General features: G+C 24.5%; 24 protein-coding genes, 1 tRNA gene and 4 pseudogenes. 10 read left to right on the top strand and 19 right to left on the bottom strand.

The window, feature by feature from the left end; genetic code table 4:
- Positions 1-79: 79 nt before the first annotated feature.
- Complete coding sequence (locus ACOBME_RS08745) at positions 80-1,051, bottom strand: IS30 family transposase (RefSeq protein WP_338965762.1); 972 nt, start codon at positions 1,049-1,051, stop codon at positions 80-82.
- Positions 1,052-1,170: 119 nt separating this feature from the next.
- Between ACOBME_RS08745 and ACOBME_RS08740 the strand changes: the two genes are divergently transcribed.
- Complete coding sequence (locus ACOBME_RS08740; RefSeq protein ID WP_338965760.1) at positions 1,171-1,365, top strand: lipoprotein; 195 nt, start codon at positions 1,171-1,173, stop codon at positions 1,363-1,365.
- A 236-nt stretch (positions 1,366-1,601) separates the two neighbouring features.
- Here ACOBME_RS08740 and ACOBME_RS08735 read toward each other — a convergent pair whose 3' ends face one another.
- The 5 genes and pseudogenes from ACOBME_RS08735 to ACOBME_RS08715 all read right to left on the bottom strand — a co-directional run bounded on the left by ACOBME_RS08735 (position 1,602) and on the right by ACOBME_RS08715 (position 4,831).
- Complete coding sequence (locus tag ACOBME_RS08735; protein WP_338963247.1) at positions 1,602-2,564, bottom strand: IS1/IS1595 family N-terminal zinc-binding domain-containing protein; 963 nt, start codon at positions 2,562-2,564, stop codon at positions 1,602-1,604.
- Between the two features lie 80 nt (positions 2,565-2,644).
- A pseudogene (locus ACOBME_RS08730) lies at positions 2,645-2,962 on the bottom strand (hypothetical protein); the annotation flags it as partial.
- Positions 2,962-3,129, bottom strand: a complete 168-nt coding sequence (locus ACOBME_RS08725; RefSeq protein ID WP_338966596.1) for a DUF2649 family protein — start codon at positions 3,127-3,129, stop codon at positions 2,962-2,964. The pseudogene ACOBME_RS08730 and the gene ACOBME_RS08725, both read right to left, overlap by 1 nt.
- A 187-nt stretch (positions 3,130-3,316) precedes the next feature.
- Positions 3,317-3,751 (bottom strand): annotated as a pseudogene (locus tag ACOBME_RS08720) (DUF3627 domain-containing protein).
- A 117-nt stretch (positions 3,752-3,868) separates the two neighbouring features.
- Positions 3,869-4,831, bottom strand: a complete 963-nt coding sequence (locus ACOBME_RS08715; RefSeq protein ID WP_338963247.1) for an IS1/IS1595 family N-terminal zinc-binding domain-containing protein — start codon at positions 4,829-4,831, stop codon at positions 3,869-3,871.
- Positions 4,832-5,204: 373 nt separating this feature from the next.
- On the opposite strand from ACOBME_RS08715, the gene ACOBME_RS08710 reads away from it, so the two are divergent.
- Positions 5,205-6,167, top strand: coding sequence for an IS1/IS1595 family N-terminal zinc-binding domain-containing protein (locus ACOBME_RS08710; protein WP_338963247.1), 963 nt, complete (start codon positions 5,205-5,207; stop codon positions 6,165-6,167).
- A gap of 430 nt (positions 6,168-6,597) precedes the next feature.
- Here the strand turns inward: ACOBME_RS08710 and ACOBME_RS08705 are convergent, their stop codons facing one another.
- The 3 genes from ACOBME_RS08705 to ACOBME_RS08695 all read right to left on the bottom strand — a co-directional run bounded on the left by ACOBME_RS08705 (position 6,598) and on the right by ACOBME_RS08695 (position 7,261).
- Positions 6,598-6,849 carry a hypothetical protein gene (locus tag ACOBME_RS08705; protein ID WP_338965757.1) on the bottom strand — a complete coding sequence of 84 codons (252 nt, stop codon included), beginning with the start codon at positions 6,847-6,849 and terminating at the stop codon, positions 6,598-6,600.
- Positions 6,849-6,998 (bottom strand): hypothetical protein, encoded by a 150-nt coding sequence (locus tag ACOBME_RS08700; protein WP_004027793.1) that lies wholly within the window; start codon positions 6,996-6,998, stop codon positions 6,849-6,851. Before ACOBME_RS08700 ends, ACOBME_RS08705 begins: the two co-directional genes overlap by 1 nt.
- Before the next feature lie 107 nt (positions 6,999-7,105).
- On the bottom strand, positions 7,106-7,261 hold the full coding sequence (locus ACOBME_RS08695; RefSeq protein WP_419334975.1) for a hypothetical protein: 156 nt from the start codon (positions 7,259-7,261) through the stop codon (positions 7,106-7,108).
- A 92-nt stretch (positions 7,262-7,353) separates the two neighbouring features.
- On the opposite strand from ACOBME_RS08695, the gene msrB reads away from it, so the two are divergent.
- Entirely contained in the window at positions 7,354-7,791 is a 438-nt protein-coding gene (msrB, locus tag ACOBME_RS08690) for a peptide-methionine (R)-S-oxide reductase MsrB (RefSeq protein WP_338965755.1), read from the top strand.
- A 23-nt stretch (positions 7,792-7,814) separates the two neighbouring features.
- Here the strand turns inward: msrB and tig are convergent, their stop codons facing one another.
- The 10 genes from tig to ACOBME_RS08640 all read right to left on the bottom strand — a co-directional run bounded on the left by tig (position 7,815) and on the right by ACOBME_RS08640 (position 13,838).
- The gene (gene tig / locus ACOBME_RS08685) at positions 7,815-9,110 is read right to left on the bottom strand and encodes a trigger factor (protein ID WP_338965753.1); all 1,296 of its coding nucleotides are present in this window, start codon (positions 9,108-9,110) and stop codon (positions 7,815-7,817) included.
- 116 nt (positions 9,111-9,226) lie between these two features.
- Entirely contained in the window at positions 9,227-9,985 is a 759-nt protein-coding gene (locus ACOBME_RS08680; protein ID WP_338965750.1) for a DUF3196 family protein, read from the bottom strand.
- Between the two features lie 113 nt (positions 9,986-10,098).
- A tRNA-Arg gene (locus tag ACOBME_RS08675) sits at positions 10,099-10,175 on the bottom strand.
- A gap of 58 nt (positions 10,176-10,233) precedes the next feature.
- The gene (locus tag ACOBME_RS08670; RefSeq protein WP_338965746.1) at positions 10,234-10,938 is read right to left on the bottom strand and encodes an ECF transporter S component; all 705 of its coding nucleotides are present in this window, start codon (positions 10,936-10,938) and stop codon (positions 10,234-10,236) included.
- A gap of 122 nt (positions 10,939-11,060) precedes the next feature.
- Positions 11,061-11,456, bottom strand: a complete 396-nt coding sequence (locus tag ACOBME_RS08665) for a hypothetical protein (RefSeq protein ID WP_127092688.1) — start codon at positions 11,454-11,456, stop codon at positions 11,061-11,063.
- Entirely contained in the window at positions 11,408-11,683 is a 276-nt protein-coding gene (locus ACOBME_RS08660; protein ID WP_419334971.1) for a hypothetical protein, read from the bottom strand. The genes ACOBME_RS08665 and ACOBME_RS08660 overlap by 49 nt, the downstream gene beginning before the upstream one ends.
- A gap of 101 nt (positions 11,684-11,784) precedes the next feature.
- Positions 11,785-12,024 (bottom strand): hypothetical protein, encoded by a 240-nt coding sequence (locus ACOBME_RS08655; protein ID WP_419334969.1) that lies wholly within the window; start codon positions 12,022-12,024, stop codon positions 11,785-11,787.
- A 269-nt stretch (positions 12,025-12,293) separates the two neighbouring features.
- A complete protein-coding gene (locus tag ACOBME_RS08650; protein WP_338963247.1) occupies positions 12,294-13,256 on the bottom strand; it encodes an IS1/IS1595 family N-terminal zinc-binding domain-containing protein in 963 nt (320 codons plus the stop codon).
- Between the two features lie 181 nt (positions 13,257-13,437).
- Positions 13,438-13,689, bottom strand: a complete 252-nt coding sequence (locus ACOBME_RS08645; RefSeq protein WP_126821078.1) for a hypothetical protein — start codon at positions 13,687-13,689, stop codon at positions 13,438-13,440.
- Positions 13,689-13,838: a hypothetical protein gene (locus tag ACOBME_RS08640; protein WP_004027793.1), complete on the bottom strand. Its 150-nt coding sequence runs from the start codon at positions 13,836-13,838 to the stop codon at positions 13,689-13,691. Before ACOBME_RS08640 ends, ACOBME_RS08645 begins: the two co-directional genes overlap by 1 nt.
- A 476-nt stretch (positions 13,839-14,314) precedes the next feature.
- Here ACOBME_RS08640 and ACOBME_RS08635 point away from each other — a divergent pair, with 476 nt between their 5' ends.
- From ACOBME_RS08635 to ACOBME_RS08605, 7 genes and pseudogenes are all read left to right on the top strand, one after another.
- Entirely contained in the window at positions 14,315-14,464 is a 150-nt protein-coding gene (locus ACOBME_RS08635) for a hypothetical protein (protein ID WP_004027793.1), read from the top strand.
- Positions 14,464-14,715 carry a hypothetical protein gene (locus ACOBME_RS08630; RefSeq protein ID WP_338963863.1) on the top strand — a complete coding sequence of 84 codons (252 nt, stop codon included), beginning with the start codon at positions 14,464-14,466 and terminating at the stop codon, positions 14,713-14,715. The genes ACOBME_RS08635 and ACOBME_RS08630 overlap by 1 nt, the downstream gene beginning before the upstream one ends.
- A gap of 309 nt (positions 14,716-15,024) precedes the next feature.
- Positions 15,025-15,474: a DUF3627 domain-containing protein gene (locus tag ACOBME_RS08625; RefSeq protein ID WP_419334966.1), complete on the top strand. Its 450-nt coding sequence runs from the start codon at positions 15,025-15,027 to the stop codon at positions 15,472-15,474.
- A gap of 138 nt (positions 15,475-15,612) precedes the next feature.
- Positions 15,613-15,816, top strand: coding sequence for a DUF2649 family protein (locus ACOBME_RS08620; protein ID WP_419334964.1), 204 nt, complete (start codon positions 15,613-15,615; stop codon positions 15,814-15,816).
- Positions 15,816-16,828, top strand: a pseudogene (locus ACOBME_RS08615) (hypothetical protein). Before ACOBME_RS08620 ends, ACOBME_RS08615 begins: the two are co-directional and overlap by 1 nt.
- A pseudogene (locus ACOBME_RS08610) lies at positions 16,821-17,136 on the top strand (hypothetical protein); the annotation flags it as partial. The pseudogenes ACOBME_RS08615 and ACOBME_RS08610, both read left to right, overlap by 8 nt.
- A 4-nt stretch (positions 17,137-17,140) precedes the next feature.
- On the top strand, positions 17,141-17,377 hold the full coding sequence (locus ACOBME_RS08605; RefSeq protein WP_338963850.1) for a hypothetical protein: 237 nt from the start codon (positions 17,141-17,143) through the stop codon (positions 17,375-17,377).
- The last annotated feature ends 8 nt before the right edge of the window (positions 17,378-17,385 follow it).

Raw genomic sequence — 17,385 nt, 5'->3', positions numbered from 1 at the left:
AAATATTTATAGTTTTTATTTTATTTTAAGGAAAATTAAGCACACTAAAAAATAATTTATTAAATTACTTCAAATAAACCTATTTAAAATTATCTGAAAATACCTCTTTTGCTGTTTTTCAATTAAGAACAGGCCTTAATTTATCATTTATAACATTAACTACTCAATTTATTTTTTGTTGACTAACATTATTAAAATCAGTTCCCTTAGGAAATCATTGTCTAAGTTCAGAATTCATATATTCAATTAATGGTTTTTGTTGTGGTTTACCAGGGTCACAAAAATAAACTTGTGTTTCAGCAAATATTTCTAATTCTCTTCATTTACTAAATTCTTTTCCTCTATCAGTTATTATTCCTTTAATTTTCCCAAATAAATTATTACTTATAACAATATCTTTAAACTTTTCCACAACTTCATTAGCAGTATGATTTTTTAATTTCATAACAAAATAACTTTTACTATTTTGTTCAACTAAAACCAAATTACTAGATTGATGCTCTTTTCCAACTATGGTATCCATTTCAAATCAACCAACATCAGTCTCTTTATTCTCAATATCTCATATTGATTTAAAATTAATTAATTTACCACGATTATCAAATTTTCCTTTTGTTTTATATTTTTTACCACGATGACGTAAATTCTGTTTTAAAAAACCATAAAAACCCAAACGAATTCATTTATACAATGTTTTAACACAAACAGGAAATTTAATACCAAACTTTAGAAAATAACGATGAATAAGTTGTGATGGAGAATCACGATAAACATTAAATCTTATATTAATAAAATTTAATTGTTCTTCTGTAAACTTATATCTTTTATTATTCTTTTTTCTTTTCTCATAATACATTTTATCTGACTTATAAGCACTATATTCATCAATAGTTTTAAAACGCTTAATTTCTCGCAAAATAGTACTACGATTTCTGTTCAAACATTTAGCAATTTGTGCAATATTTATTTCACCATTCTTTTTTAAAAATAATTTTGATAATAATAATTTTTCCAATTTAACCCTATCAATAAAACTTAAATGACTATACATAACATTTATATACCTTTCATTAATTTATAAATTTAATATTAAAATTATTTAATGCATTATTGATATATGATAAAATCAATTATAGAATTCAAGTAATTTTAATAAAGGAGAAGTAAAATATGAAAAAGTTACTAAGTATTTTAATAGCAATCGGATTAACTACAACAAGTACAACAACATTAATTAGTTGTGAAAAACCAAATAATAATGAAAACGGGGGGGTAATAAACCTACACCAGAACCACAACAACTACCAGAAAATAGCAAATGAACTAATATTCCTAGAACACAGGCGCCTAATAAAGAGTTTTTAACTGCTACTAATAAATGATATTTTTATATAAATAAATATGAAAATAATTATATAACGACAAAATTTTATTTTGATAATAATTTTATTAAAAATCAAAACACTTGATGACAACACTTAAAAAATGATTCAGATTTTATCTTTAATTTTGTCGAAAACTCTTGATGAAATAAAAAAAATCATCAATATGACAATTTGAAAACTAATTTTGTGTAAGATTATGATTTTGCTTTAAATTTTTTAAACGTTAAAATATAATACCGTTGATTGTTGGTTTGGTGTTAAACCTTTGTGTTGGTATTTTCATTTTCAGAGCTTTAAATAATTTTGAATATTAGTGAAACCCAAACCATGATAATGAATTAAGGCTTCTTTAAGACTGGATTGTAATTTACTAATCTTATTTAACTTTTGATAACTAGTATCAGGGTTTGTACTAGTTTTGGTGGAATATAGAGTAGAATTTGTTTGTTTTGCTACTAATAAATATAGTGGTTGCATATCAGAAATAATTATTGATTTTTCTTTAATTAGTTGCTTATTCATATTTTCAATAATCCATTGTTTTTGTAATCTTTTGGTATTGGTGGATTGAACAAAAATATTATTATTGCTATCAACTGCCATTTGAATACAGCATTTGGTATCAGTTGAAAATGGATCGAGATGAGTTTTTCGTTTATCAAATTTATCTTTAAAATTGCCTTTATGAATTTCTTTAATAAATGTTTCATCCATTTGGATTTGACCATTTAATTTTTTAAATTTTAACTGTGTATTTTCTAATTGTTTTGATTGCATTAATTTTTGTCGATTATATCAAGCGGTTTTTGGGGTTGTTTTAATAAAACGAGAAATTATTTTACTAGATTGTCCTAACAATGAAATTTGAATTAATAAATTTCACTGTTCATAATTTAAATGACTTCAATAAGTAAAATGATGACGAAATGCATCAAAACTAGCACGACATTTTTTACATAAATATTTTTGTTTTCCTTCGGAATTATGACCATTTTTAACACAATGAAAAGATTTGCAATTAGGACATATAATGCCTTTATCTCTAAATTTTTGATCAATTTCATTTAAACGTTTTTGTTTTTTAATTAAGTCTGCTTGTTGTTTTATTTTTTCATAAAATTCTAAAAATTGATCATCTGTTAAGCTATTTATTAATTCTGTAATTATTTTTTTCATCATTTATTTACCTCCATATATTAAAAATATACCTAATTTTAGGTATATTTTATAAATATCAAGAGTTTTCGACAAAATTAAAGAATCTTATCTGTTAATAGTTTCATAGTTTGTGATAAATAAGTTAAAAGTAAAGTTTTTCCCGTCCCTAACTTACCAATAATTACTGATAACGGATTATCTCAAACAAAATTAACTAAACGAAAAGCACTCAACTGATAAAATATGTTTTTTCAAACTCATCAGACAAAATAAACACATTGCAAAGCAAACAATAATCAAAATACTAAACCAGTATAATTTAATGAAATTATTAAAAGTAATAAATCAATTAAACTAAACAAAATCATTGAACCACTAATATAACAATAATTTTTTAAGAAAAATATAAATTTTTTCATTACTTAAAATACCCAACTATTTTAAAAACCATTCACAATAAAAACCACGTTAAAAATAAAATCACAATTCAAATACCAATCATAAGAGTTAAATATTCATTTTGAGTTAAATTTCAAGTTGTAATAATTTCAACATTCGTTTTATCTATAAACAAAAATACATAAATAAAAAACTATTTTAATTTTTCTCAATCATTTTGCATATTTAAAAACTCCACATTTTCTGAATAAGTTTAAAAAACATCCCCAAAAATAAAACGATAAATAATACAAATGATATGACATATAAAAATTCAGGAGCATTTGAACCAATAATATAACTAACAAATTGAACTCAATAATCATATAAACCCATTAATTTAAGTCCTTCAAGTCATTAATTAATTTATCTACTTTTTCATCACTTCAATTTGTTAAATTATTGTTAGTTGTTTTTACTTTTTGAGGTTCACCAGGAAATATTGCTTTTTTCATTTGTGTAAAATAATTTTATTTGTATTGATTATACAAATTGATTAGTTCTGCTCCAGTTAAATATTTTCACATATGACGTTTTAAATTTTCATCATATTTTACAATAGGATAAGAATTATCATAAATCAAACCGATTGCTACTTGTTCTGAGTGTTTTTCACTCGGATAAATAAATTTATTACTCAACCAAAAACCAATATGACGATTATGATTAGGTAAATTTATAAAACTTGCTTTTTCTGTTTCAAAAACTATCAACTCTTTACGAATAAAATAATTTTCTATATTTTGATTTTTCTTAACAAAATTACTCAATTTTATCAACTCCTAACCTTTAATTTTGTCGAAAACTCTTGATGAAATAAAAAAAATCATCAATATGACAATTTGAAAACTAATTTTGTGTAAGATTATGATTTTGCTTTAAATTTTTTAAACGTTAAAATATAATACCGTTGATTGTTGGTTTGGTGTTAAACCTTTGTGTTGGTATTTTCATTTTCAGAGCTTTAAATAATTTTGAATATTAGTGAAACCCAAACCATGATAATGAATTAAGGCTTCTTTAAGACTGGATTGTAATTTACTAATCTTATTTAACTTTTGATAACTAGTATCAGGGTTTGTACTAGTTTTGGTGGAATATAGAGTAGAATTTGTTTGTTTTGCTACTAATAAATATAGTGGTTGCATATCAGAAATAATTATTGATTTTTCTTTAATTAGTTGCTTATTCATATTTTCAATAATCCATTGTTTTTGTAATCTTTTGGTATTGGTGGATTGAACAAAAATATTATTATTGCTATCAACTGCCATTTGAATACAGCATTTGGTATCAGTTGAAAATGGATCGAGATGAGTTTTTCGTTTATCAAATTTATCTTTAAAATTGCCTTTATGAATTTCTTTAATAAATGTTTCATCCATTTGGATTTGACCATTTAATTTTTTAAATTTTAACTGTGTATTTTCTAATTGTTTTGATTGCATTAATTTTTGTCGATTATATCAAGCGGTTTTTGGGGTTGTTTTAATAAAACGAGAAATTATTTTACTAGATTGTCCTAACAATGAAATTTGAATTAATAAATTTCACTGTTCATAATTTAAATGACTTCAATAAGTAAAATGATGACGAAATGCATCAAAACTAGCACGACATTTTTTACATAAATATTTTTGTTTTCCTTCGGAATTATGACCATTTTTAACACAATGAAAAGATTTGCAATTAGGACATATAATGCCTTTATCTCTAAATTTTTGATCAATTTCATTTAAACGTTTTTGTTTTTTAATTAAGTCTGCTTGTTGTTTTATTTTTTCATAAAATTCTAAAAATTGATCATCTGTTAAGCTATTTATTAATTCTGTAATTATTTTTTTCATCATTTATTTACCTCTATATATTAAAAATATACCTAATTTTAGGTATATTTTATAAATATCAAGAGTTTTCGACAAAATTAAAGCTCCTAACTAAATATTTATTTAATAAACAATGTTATATTTAATGTTTATATATTGTTTACTTATTGATAAAAACACTGATTATTAACAATGTTATACATAATGCTATATATTTTTTATTTAATGTTTAATAAACAATGTTATTAACAATGTTAAATATATAAAATAATAAAAATTGACACACTGAAAAATACTATTTAATTTTTAATAATAGTCTTTAATTTTGTCGAAAACTCTTGATATTTATAAAATATACCTAAAATTAGGTATATTTTTAATATATAGAGGTAAATAAATGATGAAAAAAATAATTACAGAATTAATAAATAGCTTAACAGATGATCAATTTTTAGAATTTTATGAAAAAATAAAACAACAAGCAGACTTAATTAAAAAACAAAAACGTTTAAATGAAATTGATCAAAAATTTAGAGATAAAGGCATTATATGTCCTAATTGCAAATCTTTTCATTGTGTTAAAAATGGTCATAATTCCGAAGGAAAACAAAAATATTTATGTAAAAAATGTCGTGCTAGTTTTGATGCATTTCGTCATCATTTTACTTATTGAAGTCATTTAAATTATGAACAGTGAAATTTATTAATTCAAATTTCATTGTTAGGACAATCTAGTAAAATAATTTCTCGTTTTATTAAAACAACCCCAAAAACCGCTTGATATAATCGACAAAAATTAATGCAATCAAAACAATTAGAAAATACACAGTTAAAATTTAAAAAATTAAATGGTCAAATCCAAATGGATGAAACATTTATTAAAGAAATTCATAAAGGCAATTTTAAAGATAAATTTGATAAACGAAAAACTCATCTCGATCCATTTTCAACTGATACCAAATGCTGTATTCAAATGGCAGTTGATAGCAATAATAATATTTTTGTTCAATCCACCAATACCAAAAGATTACAAAAACAATGGATTATTGAAAATATGAATAAGCAACTAATTAAAGAAAAATCAATAATTATTTCTGATATGCAACCACTATATTTATTAGTAGCAAAACAAACAAATTCTACTCTATATTCCACCAAAACTAGTACAAACCCTGATACTAGTTATCAAAAGTTAAATAAGATTAGTAAATTACAATCCAGTCTTAAAGAAGCCTTAATTCATTATCATGGTTTGGGTTTCACTAATATTCAAAATTATTTAAAGCTCTGAAAATGAAAATACCAACACAAAGGTTTAACACCAAACCAACAATCAACGGTATTATATTTTAACGTTTAAAAAATTTAAAGCAAAATCATAATCTTACACAAAATTAGTTTTCAAATTGTCATATTGATGATTTTTTTTATTTCATCAAGAGTTTTCGACAAAATTAAAGATAATAGTTATTAAAATATAAAATTAATCATTTATAATTAAATTGATATTTTTGCACTACACACTGCCTACAAATTTTAAAAAGAAAGTAGATATATTTATAAAGAATATTATAAAAATTTATATTCCAAAACTACTATTAATATGACCCTTAATAAAAATATTCTTATTTTTATTAAATCCTACTTTAAAACAATTATTTCATTACTAATAATTTCAATAATAACTTATAGACAGTGTGTAATACAAAAATAAACAACAAAATTATTTAATCAACTCACATAAAAGCTAGTGTGCCATAGCTAAGATATATGATCAATAATAATAAATATTAAAATCCTTTAACCATAACACGGAAAAAGTTTAAAATCTTAATGATAACAAAAATACCAAATGGAATTAAAATAATTCACGCATCACCTAAAAAGGTCATTAATTGTGGTAATACAGCATAAATTGCTTCTTTAACTTTCATCATTGCTTGCCCTAAACCACTTCAAATAGAACCCATTACATCTGAAATAGTAGGTTTATCACCAACTGCTAAAAAATTAATTGCTGTTGTTAAATACATACCTAACATTATTTTTTATCCTCCTTATTTTCAATTTCTTTTTTATCTTTTTTCTTTCCTCGAATTTGGCGAATTTTTTGATAAATTGATAAACCAATTCACGCAAAAATACCTAATATAATAACAACACTAAAAATTGTCGTTAATCAAACTGGCATAACTTATTCCTCCTAAAAATCTAATTTTCGCGGCACGCTTCGCGTGTTCGCTACGCTCAAAATAAACTATATTGAATAAATTACCGCTAATAAATTATGCGGATAATTTATTCATCTTCTTTTTCATTATTAATTACAATATTATTTACCGTATTAATAACATTATCTTTTCAACACTTAGTTACTAAGGACCGTAAAATAAAATAATGTTTTCTTTCTATTAAAAAATCAACTCCTTTCTGAGTTGATTTGTTGCACTTCACTTACACGATGCCTATCCTTAAAAAGATTAAAGTTTTAAGCTTTTATTTTTTATAATGATAAGATTATTCTAATCAAAGAAAGAAGGATTACCATGAAAAAACCTTGAACAACCTTAAACATTACTGATTTAACACCATTAGAATATGAAGTAACGCAAGAAAATGCGACCGAACCACCTTTTCAAAATAAATACTGAAATAATCACGAAAAAGGGATTTATGTTGATATTCTGTCAGGAGAACCCTTATTTGTTTCTTCTAATCAATATGGTGCTGGCTGTGGTTGACCCAGTTTTACCAAACCAATTGATAAAACTTTACTCCAAGAAAAAGTAGATCATTCCTTCGGAATGACACAAACAGAAGTTCGTACTAACAAAACAAAGATTCATTTAGGGCATCGTTTTAATGACGGTCCGCAAGCTGATGGTGAGTTCCGTTATTGTATTAACTCTGCTGCATTACGTTTTATTCCCTTATCAGAGATGACAAATGCTGGTTATGAAGCATATATCCCTTTAATAAAATAAAACTAACAAATGTTAGTTTTATTTTATTCACCGTTATTATCATATAAAAAAGCAAATACTTTATCATGAATTACTTGGTCTTTTACTTGTTGTTCTGATACTAATTTTGTTTCTTTTAATGTTTTTGCATCAATCCCAAATTGTTTACCTAATTTTTCATATTGTGTTTCACATTCTTCGGTGGTTGCAACAATTTTTTCCGCTTGGACAACGGCGTCAACAATAACCCCATTTTCTAAACGATTTTTAGCATCTTTAAATAATTCTTCAAAAATATCTTCTTCAGACATTCCTGTTCGTTTTTTGTAAGTTTTCATATCCATTTGTTGTGCTTGTAGCTTTTGTTCAAACTCATGTTTCAATTGATTAGCTTCTTTCCGGATGATTGATTCTGGTAATGCAATTTCTGAATCTTCAGCAATTAAACGGAATAAGTGCCCAATAAAATGATCATATTCTTGTTTTACTAATTGTTCTTTAATATTATTTTTAACATATTCTTCTAATTTAGCTAAAGTATCAATTCCCTTTAAATTAATATCTTTTGCTAATTCATCATTTAATTCTGGTAACTCTTTTGCTTTTATTTCTTTAATATTTAACTTAAAAACTGCAGGAGCTGATCTCAATTCTTCAACTTGATAATCGGCAGGAAAAGTAACATTAATATCTTTTTGATCTCCTGTTTTTAACCCAATCATTGCTTCTTCAAAACCTGGAATAAATTGATTACTACCAATTTCCAAGGTAAAATCAGTCGCTTTTCCTCCTTTAAATGGTTTATCATCAACAAATCCTTCAAAATCAAAAATAACAGTATCTCCTGTTGTAATTGAAGTTGTTTTTGGTTTAAAAATTGCAAAACGGTTACGTAATTGATCAATGTTATTTTCAATCTCTTCTTTTTTAACTTCAATCTCTTCTTTTTTTAAGTGGTCATGTTTAAACCCAGTATATTTATTAATTTTAACTTCTGGTTTCAAATCAAATTCTAATTCTAAAATGTATTCTGTTCAAGTAATTTTTTTAACACTTGGTGTTGGTGAAGAAAATGGTTCAATCTCTGATTTTTCGTCAAAAGCAAACTGATAAGCTTTATTAACAACCATATGATGCGCGGCATCTAAAATCTTTGCTTCTGTTAAATGTTTTTTTAATAAATCAGCTGGAACTTTTCCTTTTCGAAAACCAGGAATTTCTAACTCATTTGCTGCTTTCGTTTCTGCTTTTTTAACATAATCTGTTCATTCTGTTCCATCAATCGTTACATATCATTTTCCGATTCCTTTATCTTGAATTTTTTCTGCTTTAAATTTCATATTTTACTCCTTACCTAACTATTTTTCACATAAATCATTATAACAAAAAGAATGATTTAAAATAGTTTTTTTATTATTTTTCTTTTATTTTTAGTTGTTTTGTTGCGATATTTAGCCTATAAAGTCTTATTATTTAAGGATAATAAATATTTTTGGACAATTGGTAATGCAACATCAAATTGTTCTGCTAATACTTTAATGGTAATTTTTTCATTATACATTACTTGGCCCTGATAAATAATCGCAACCGCTAACGCTTCAATTTCATTGTTAACAATAAAGTGCGGATATAAATCATAATAATATGTTTCTAATAAATATAAACAAGTATGATATAAACTAGGATTATCGTTATAAACTCATTGGTCTAATAATTGTAGCACTAACTTAACTTGCTCTTCTTCTTGATATGGGGTCATTTCCTGCGGATTTAATTTAAAAAACCCATTTGTTTTTTGAACCTGAAAAACTTTGTTGATTTCTTGTTCTTTTAATAAATATAATAAATAAATTTTAGCAAAATTAGAAACCTTTTTATTAACAAGGTATTTACGAATTACTGGTAAAATTTTACGCAAATTTTGATCCTTCAAATAATGAAAGGCTAATAATTGAGTTTCTTCATCCGTTGGATTTGTTAAAATTTCACTAATTTTTGCAAGGGTTCAAACGGAATTAGGATTTGGTTGTTGTTCAAGCATTTTAGCATTAACTTCTTTTAATAATGTTTCTAACTTCTTTTCGATATTTTGAGGAATATAGGGCATTGTTAACTCGGTTTTAAGCTTTGTTAGTGCGTCATTATAATTACTATTATCAATTAATTCTTCAATTTCATTAATTAATTCATCGTAATAATTTAATGATGTTGACATTTAATAACTCCTCCTCATATTGTTAATTATTTTGTAATATCATTATAACAATTTTAGAAAAAATAAAACCTTATTTAAATTATTAAATAAGGTATTTTTTATTGCAAATTAAATGGCGCCCACGGAGAGATTCGAACTCACGACCCTACGCTTAGAAGGCGCATGCTCTATCCTACTGAGCTACGTGGGCATACCATAGAAATCATAACATACATTAAAGATTATTTTCAATAAAATAAGTTTGCTTTTTAAAAATAAATTTCATCAAAAATATCAAAATCATAGAGTGGTTCTTTTTGCTTTGAACTTATGTTTACAATACCAAATTGTTTTTCTAAATGAATAATAACACGATAAATTGCAATAAAAATTGCCCCATTAATTGTAAATTTCAATAAATTAAATGAAATTATCACCGGAACTAAAATACTTTTAAATCATTGAATTGCTTCTGGCGTATAATTTAAAAAGCGCGCATACATATCATAAATAAACAATCAATTAAACAAAGTCATTAAAAATGAAACAGCTATAATTGCTAAAATAACGTTGCTTGTTGTGATTAAATATTCTGTCTTTTTTGAAGTTTTGTTTTTAATTAAACGATTAATTCCTTTTCGAAGAAAAACATCGCCTAATCAAAACACAATTAAAAAAATTAAATCAGCTAACATTAAAGCAAAAACATCAATTGGCCCGTCACCTAAATAAGCTATTCGTAATCAACTAACACTAATTGTTAAAAGACTGGCATAAATAATTCCAACTAACCGTACAGCCCATAACATCAAAAAATCAGTTAATTCTATTTTTAAAAACGGCGCAACAGGAAAAACTGCTAAGTTTAATATTTTACTTAGTCATGATAACAGAACATATAGGGCAATAATAATTGCCGTTGCTGCCACTTTTTTTGTATCTAAACAGAATAATCTTTTTGCTTTGGTTTGCATTTTATCACCCTTTATAATTATAAATTATTTTTAAAAATATACCAAATTTTAAAATAAAAATGGTGTAAAACTAATTTTACACCATTTAATTTAATAATTTTATTATGCTTGTATTTATAAAATTAAATAACCATAATTTTAAATTTAAATTTTGTTTGTGTTTTAGTTCATCCTAAAAAAGTTGGATTAAAAGCAGTAGCCTTCGCTCTAAGTTTAGCATTAATTGTATTATTAATAAATTTAAAATCTAAAAATAATTCACCATATGCAGTAGCATATGTTTTTTTATCATTAGTATATCAAGTGCCACCTATATTTTTATTATTTAATTCTGTTCCATTTGTTAATGGAATCCCACGTAATGGTGCACCATTAGTATCATTGACAATTAAATTTACTCATGCCTTACTTGTTTGTGTTTTAAAACTACTTCCTTCCGCTCATCCTTCCGAACGCTCACCTAATCCAGTTAATATAAAGGTTGTATATTTTTTTGCTTTAGGTATTTTTTTGTTCATATTAATGTATTTTCATCCGAATAAGAATAGTAAAAACCAGCAACTTTAGTTATTGGTGTCTTTAATTCAAACTCCTCTTGAATAATGTCATTTGGAGTTTCGTTAGTTTTGTTTATTAAGAAATTTCAATCCTTATTTAAAGCGTCATTTGACGCTATAATAGTTCCTCCTAAAATAGTGCAACTAGCAAAATTAATAATGCCTAAAATTACTACCCGTTTTTTCATTTCCTTCTTTCCTTTCATTAATTTTACTAATAAATTATTCTATGTTATTTTAAACCTATCAATTAAACTAATAATTTTAATTTCTTGACAAACTAATTTAATTAACCTTGTAATTCTTTTACTTTCTGCTCTAATTCTTTTTTATCTTTTAGCAACTTATCATTTGCTGTTTTAAGACCATCATTTTCTTCTTCAAGCTTAACTACACCATCTTTTAAATCGTTTATGGCAGTAACTAAATGATTAAATTCTTCACGACTTTTCTTAATTAAACGTTTATTTTCTGCGTCTAATTTTGCAATTTTATCATGGCATCGTGTAAGTGAAGTGCAACAAATCAACTCAGAAAGGAGTTGATTTTTTAATGGAAAGAAAAAATTATTTTATTTTACGGTCCTTAGTAACTAAGTATGGAAAAGATAATGTTATTAATACGGTGTATACTGTAAAACTAAATCATAAAAAGTTATAATTATATTAACATATTAATCATGAAATACAATAAAAAAGCTTTAATTTTGTCGAAAACTCTTGATGAAATAAAAAAAATCATCAATATGACAATTTGAAAACTAATTTTGTGTAAGATTATGATTTTGCTTTAAATTTTTTAAACGTTAAAATATAATACCGTTGATTGTTGGTTTGGTGTTAAACCTTTGTGTTGGTATTTTCATTTTCAGAGCTTTAAATAATTTTGAATATTAGTGAAACCCAAACCATGATAATGAATTAAGGCTTCTTTAAGACTGGATTGTAATTTACTAATCTTATTTAACTTTTGATAACTAGTATCAGGGTTTGTACTAGTTTTGGTGGAATATAGAGTAGAATTTGTTTGTTTTGCTACTAATAAATATAGTGGTTGCATATCAGAAATAATTATTGATTTTTCTTTAATTAGTTGCTTATTCATATTTTCAATAATCCATTGTTTTTGTAATCTTTTGGTATTGGTGGATTGAACAAAAATATTATTATTGCTATCAACTGCCATTTGAATACAGCATTTGGTATCAGTTGAAAATGGATCGAGATGAGTTTTTCGTTTATCAAATTTATCTTTAAAATTGCCTTTATGAATTTCTTTAATAAATGTTTCATCCATTTGGATTTGACCATTTAATTTTTTAAATTTTAACTGTGTATTTTCTAATTGTTTTGATTGCATTAATTTTTGTCGATTATATCAAGCGGTTTTTGGGGTTGTTTTAATAAAACGAGAAATTATTTTACTAGATTGTCCTAACAATGAAATTTGAATTAATAAATTTCACTGTTCATAATTTAAATGACTTCAATAAGTAAAATGATGACGAAATGCATCAAAACTAGCACGACATTTTTTACATAAATATTTTTGTTTTCCTTCGGAATTATGACCATTTTTAACACAATGAAAAGATTTGCAATTAGGACATATAATGCCTTTATCTCTAAATTTTTGATCAATTTCATTTAAACGTTTTTGTTTTTTAATTAAGTCTGCTTGTTGTTTTATTTTTTCATAAAATTCTAAAAATTGATCATCTGTTAAGCTATTTATTAATTCTGTAATTATTTTTTTCATCATTTATTTACCTCTATATATTAAAAATATACCTAATTTTAGGTATATTTTATAAATATCAAGAGTTTTCGACAAAATTAAAGAAAATTGGCACACTGAAAAATACTATTAAGTTTTAAAATAATAGTTATACAAAATAAATTAATAAAAAATAAATAAACTAGTGTGCCTTAGTTTCTTATTACTAAAATCCTTTGACCATAACACGGAAAAAGTTTAATATTTTAACAATAACAAAAATACCAAATGGAATTAAAATAATTCACGCATCACCTAAAAAAGTCATTAATTGTGGTAATACAGCATAAATTGCTTCTTTAACTTTCATCATCGCTTGCCCTAATCCACTTCAAATAGAACCCATTCCATCTGAAATAGTAGGTGGCGTATCTGCTGCTAAAAAATTAATTGCTGTTGTTAAATACATCCCTAACATTATTTTTTATCCTCCTTGTTTTCAATTTCTTTTTTATCTTTTTTCTTACCTCGAATTTGGCGAATTTTCTGATAAATTGATAAACCAATTCACGCAAAAATACCTAATATAATAACAACACTAAATATTGTCGTTAATCAAACTGGCATAATATATCTCCTTTCAATAAATTAAAAAATTGAAATTTGCAAACTCGCTCCGCTCGTTGTCGCTTTGCTCCACTTAAAAAACATTATTGAATAAATTATCCGCTAATAAATTACGCGGAATAATTTATTCTTTTACTTTTTAATTTCAATATCTTTTACAATCTTATTGACAGTATTAATAACAATATCTTTACCATACTTTTTCACTAATGACCGCAAAATTAAATATTGCTTTGTTTGCATAATTTCAACCTCCTATAATTAACTTAAAAAAGTTAACTAAATTAATAGTTAACTTTTTATGATTTGGCATTTACAATTTACACGGTAAATAATATTGTAATTAGTAATGAAAAAGAAGATGAATAAATTATCCGCGTAATTTATTAGCGGTAATTTATTCAATATAGTTTATTTTGAGCGTAGCGAACACGCGAAGCGTGCCGAGAAAATTAGATTTTTAGGAGGAATAAGTTATGCCAGTTTGATTAACGACAATTTTTAGTGTTGTTATTATATTAGGTATTTTTGCTTGAATTGGTTTATCAATTTATCAAAAAATTCGCCAAATTCGAGGAAAGAAAAAAGATAAAAAAGAAATTGAAAATAAGGAGGATAAAAAATAATGTTGGGTATGTATTTAACAACAGCAATTAATTTTTTAGCAGTTGGTGATAAACCTACTATTTCAGATGGAATGGGTTCTATTTGAAGTGGTTTAGGGCAAGCAATGATGAAAGTTAAAGAAGCAATTTATGCTGTATTACCACAATTAATGACCTTTTTAGGTGATGCATGAATTATTTTAATTCCATTTGGATTATTTATTATTATTAAGATATTAAACTTTTTCCGTCATATGGTTAAAGGATTTTAAAAGTATATTACTCTATATTCAAAGTATTTTAACAAAAACTAAGGCACACTAGTTTATTTATTTATTTTTTATTAATTTATTTTATATAACTATTACTTTAAAACTTAATAGTATTTTTCAGTGTGCCAATTTTTATTATTTTATATATTTAACATTGTTAATAACATTGTTTATTAAACATTAAATAAGCAATATATAAACATTATGTATAACATTGTTTGTTTTTATCAGTAAATAAGCAGTATATAAACATTAAATATAACATTGTTTAATTAAACAAATATTTATATTAGTTAGGGGTTGATAAAATTGAGTAATTTTGTTAAGAAAAATCAAAATATAGCAAATTATTTTATTTCTAAGGAACTTATCCCTTTTGAAACAGATAAAGCAAGTTTTATAAATTTACCTAATCACAATCGTCATATTGGTTTTTGGTTGAGTAATAAGTTTATTTATCCTAGTCAAAAACACTCAGAACAAGTAGCAATCGGTTTGATTTATGATAATTCTTATCGTATTGTAAAATATGATGAAAATTTAAAACAACATGATTGAAAATTTTTAACTGGAACAGAAATAATTGATTTGTATAATCAATATAAACAAAACTATTTTACGCGTATGCATAAAACATTATTTCAAAATGAACCTAAAAAAGTAAAAACAAATAACAATAATAATTTAATAAATTGAAATGATGAAAAAGTAGAACAATTAATTCGCGATTTAGAAGAATTAGATAATGAGTTTATATAATTATTGAGTTCAATTTGTTAGTTATATTATTGGCTCAAATGCACCTGAATTTTTATATGTTATATCGTTTGTGTTATTTATCATTTTATTTTTTGGAATGTTTTTTAAACTTATTCAGAAAATGTGGAGTTTTTAAATATGCAAAATGATTGAGAAAAATTAAAAGAGTTTTTTATTCATGTCTTTTTGTTTATAGATAAAACGAATGTTGAAACTATTACAACTTGAAATTTAACTCAAAATGAATATTTAACTCTTATTATTGGCATTTGAATTGTAATTTTGTTTTTAACTTGGTTCTTATTGTGAATGATTTTTAAAATAATTGGGTATTTTAAGTAATGAAAAAGTTTGCATTTTTTTTAATAAAATTTTGTTATATTAGTGGTTCAATGGTTTTGTTTAGTCTAATTGATTTATTACTTTGGATAGTTTCTTTAAATTTTACTGGTTTAGTATTTTGATTATTATTTGCTTTGCAATGTGTTTATTTTGTATGATGAGTTTGAAAAAATATATTTTATCAGTTAAATGTTTTTCGTTTAGTTTACTTTATTTGAGATAATCCGTTATCAGTAATTATTGGTAAGTTAGGGACGGGAAAAACATTACTTTTAACTTTTTTATCACAAGTTATGAAACTTTTAACGAAGAAAATTTATAGTAATTTTCCAATTGAAGATGATGCAATAAAACTTTTAACTTTTAATAATTTAGATTTTACTGATAGAACCAAATTAGTACCACCAGATGATATTTTAATTTTATTTGATGAGAGTTTTTTATATATTGATGGAACTAGTCCCCACGAAGTTAAAAAAGTTCATAGTGGTAAAATTCCGTGAATTGTATTAGCAAGACATTTTGGTAATCGTGCTTTATTTACAGCTCAGCGTGAGGGTATGATTTGAAATAATATTCGACAATTAGCAAGCGGTATTATTATTCCAATTTCATTGAAAAAACCTATTGCTAAAAAGGATTTAATTTTTTTAATCGTTTCTTTATTATGCGAATTGGTATTTTTCAAGATATTATAGATTATGAAATTTGAAAAACAAAATCAGTAGAACGAACAGCCGAATGTAAACGAGCAAAACATAAGTCGGATGTTGGGTTAGGAATTCGGTTTTTTAAAATAATTATTCCATTAGAATTTGCACAGAAATATGATAGTCATTGATTAAGTTTTGTTCGTGATTTAAAAAATGATGAAGTTATTAATAAAAAAGAATACTTTTGAAAAGATATATCAAAATTAAACAATAAACAACGCTTAGAATTGTTTGATATTGATATTTTGAAAGAAAATTTAAAAGCAAAAAAAGGGAAAGGAAAGATAAAAAATGAGTAATTTATTAAGTGAAAGCGTTAATAACGATAATTGAAATAAGATTTTTAGTTTTATTTTTGATACTTTTTTATTTGTTTTTGATGTTATTTGAAATACTAAATTACCAATGACAAATATAACGATTGCTTATTTTTTAATCTTTTTTATGGTTATTAAATTATCAATTTATGCGATTCACGGAACAAGAACGCAATATAACGAATTAGGTTCAACTGTTAAAAACAGTACATCAAAATTGTATGCTTCAACAGTACGTGGTGTTAAAAAAGCACATAGGGCTAATAAAAATGGTCAGTGAAAGGAAACAGATTAATGATTAGATTAGTTTTATTAGTTGCTGCAATTGCTATTTTTGGTACTGGTTTTATTACGGTGATTATAAATCAATTAACATCAGCAAAAAATATTATTATGGATTTATATAATTCTGATACTTGATTATTATCTATTTTTGGCAAAATGGCGATTTTATTTAGTCATCCGTTAATGTTAACAATATCAAGTTTATATATTATTGGTTTTATTATTTCAAAAACATTATATAGTTAGGAGTTAAA

Source organism: Spiroplasma endosymbiont of Sarcophaga variegata, assembly GCF_965178695.1.
In the GTDB taxonomy this organism is placed as follows: domain Bacteria; phylum Bacillota_I; class Bacilli_A; order Mycoplasmatales; family Mycoplasmataceae; genus Spiroplasma; species Spiroplasma poulsonii.
Note: the sequence above shows the minus strand (reverse complement) of the source record. Positions and strands in the feature narration are given on the sequence as shown.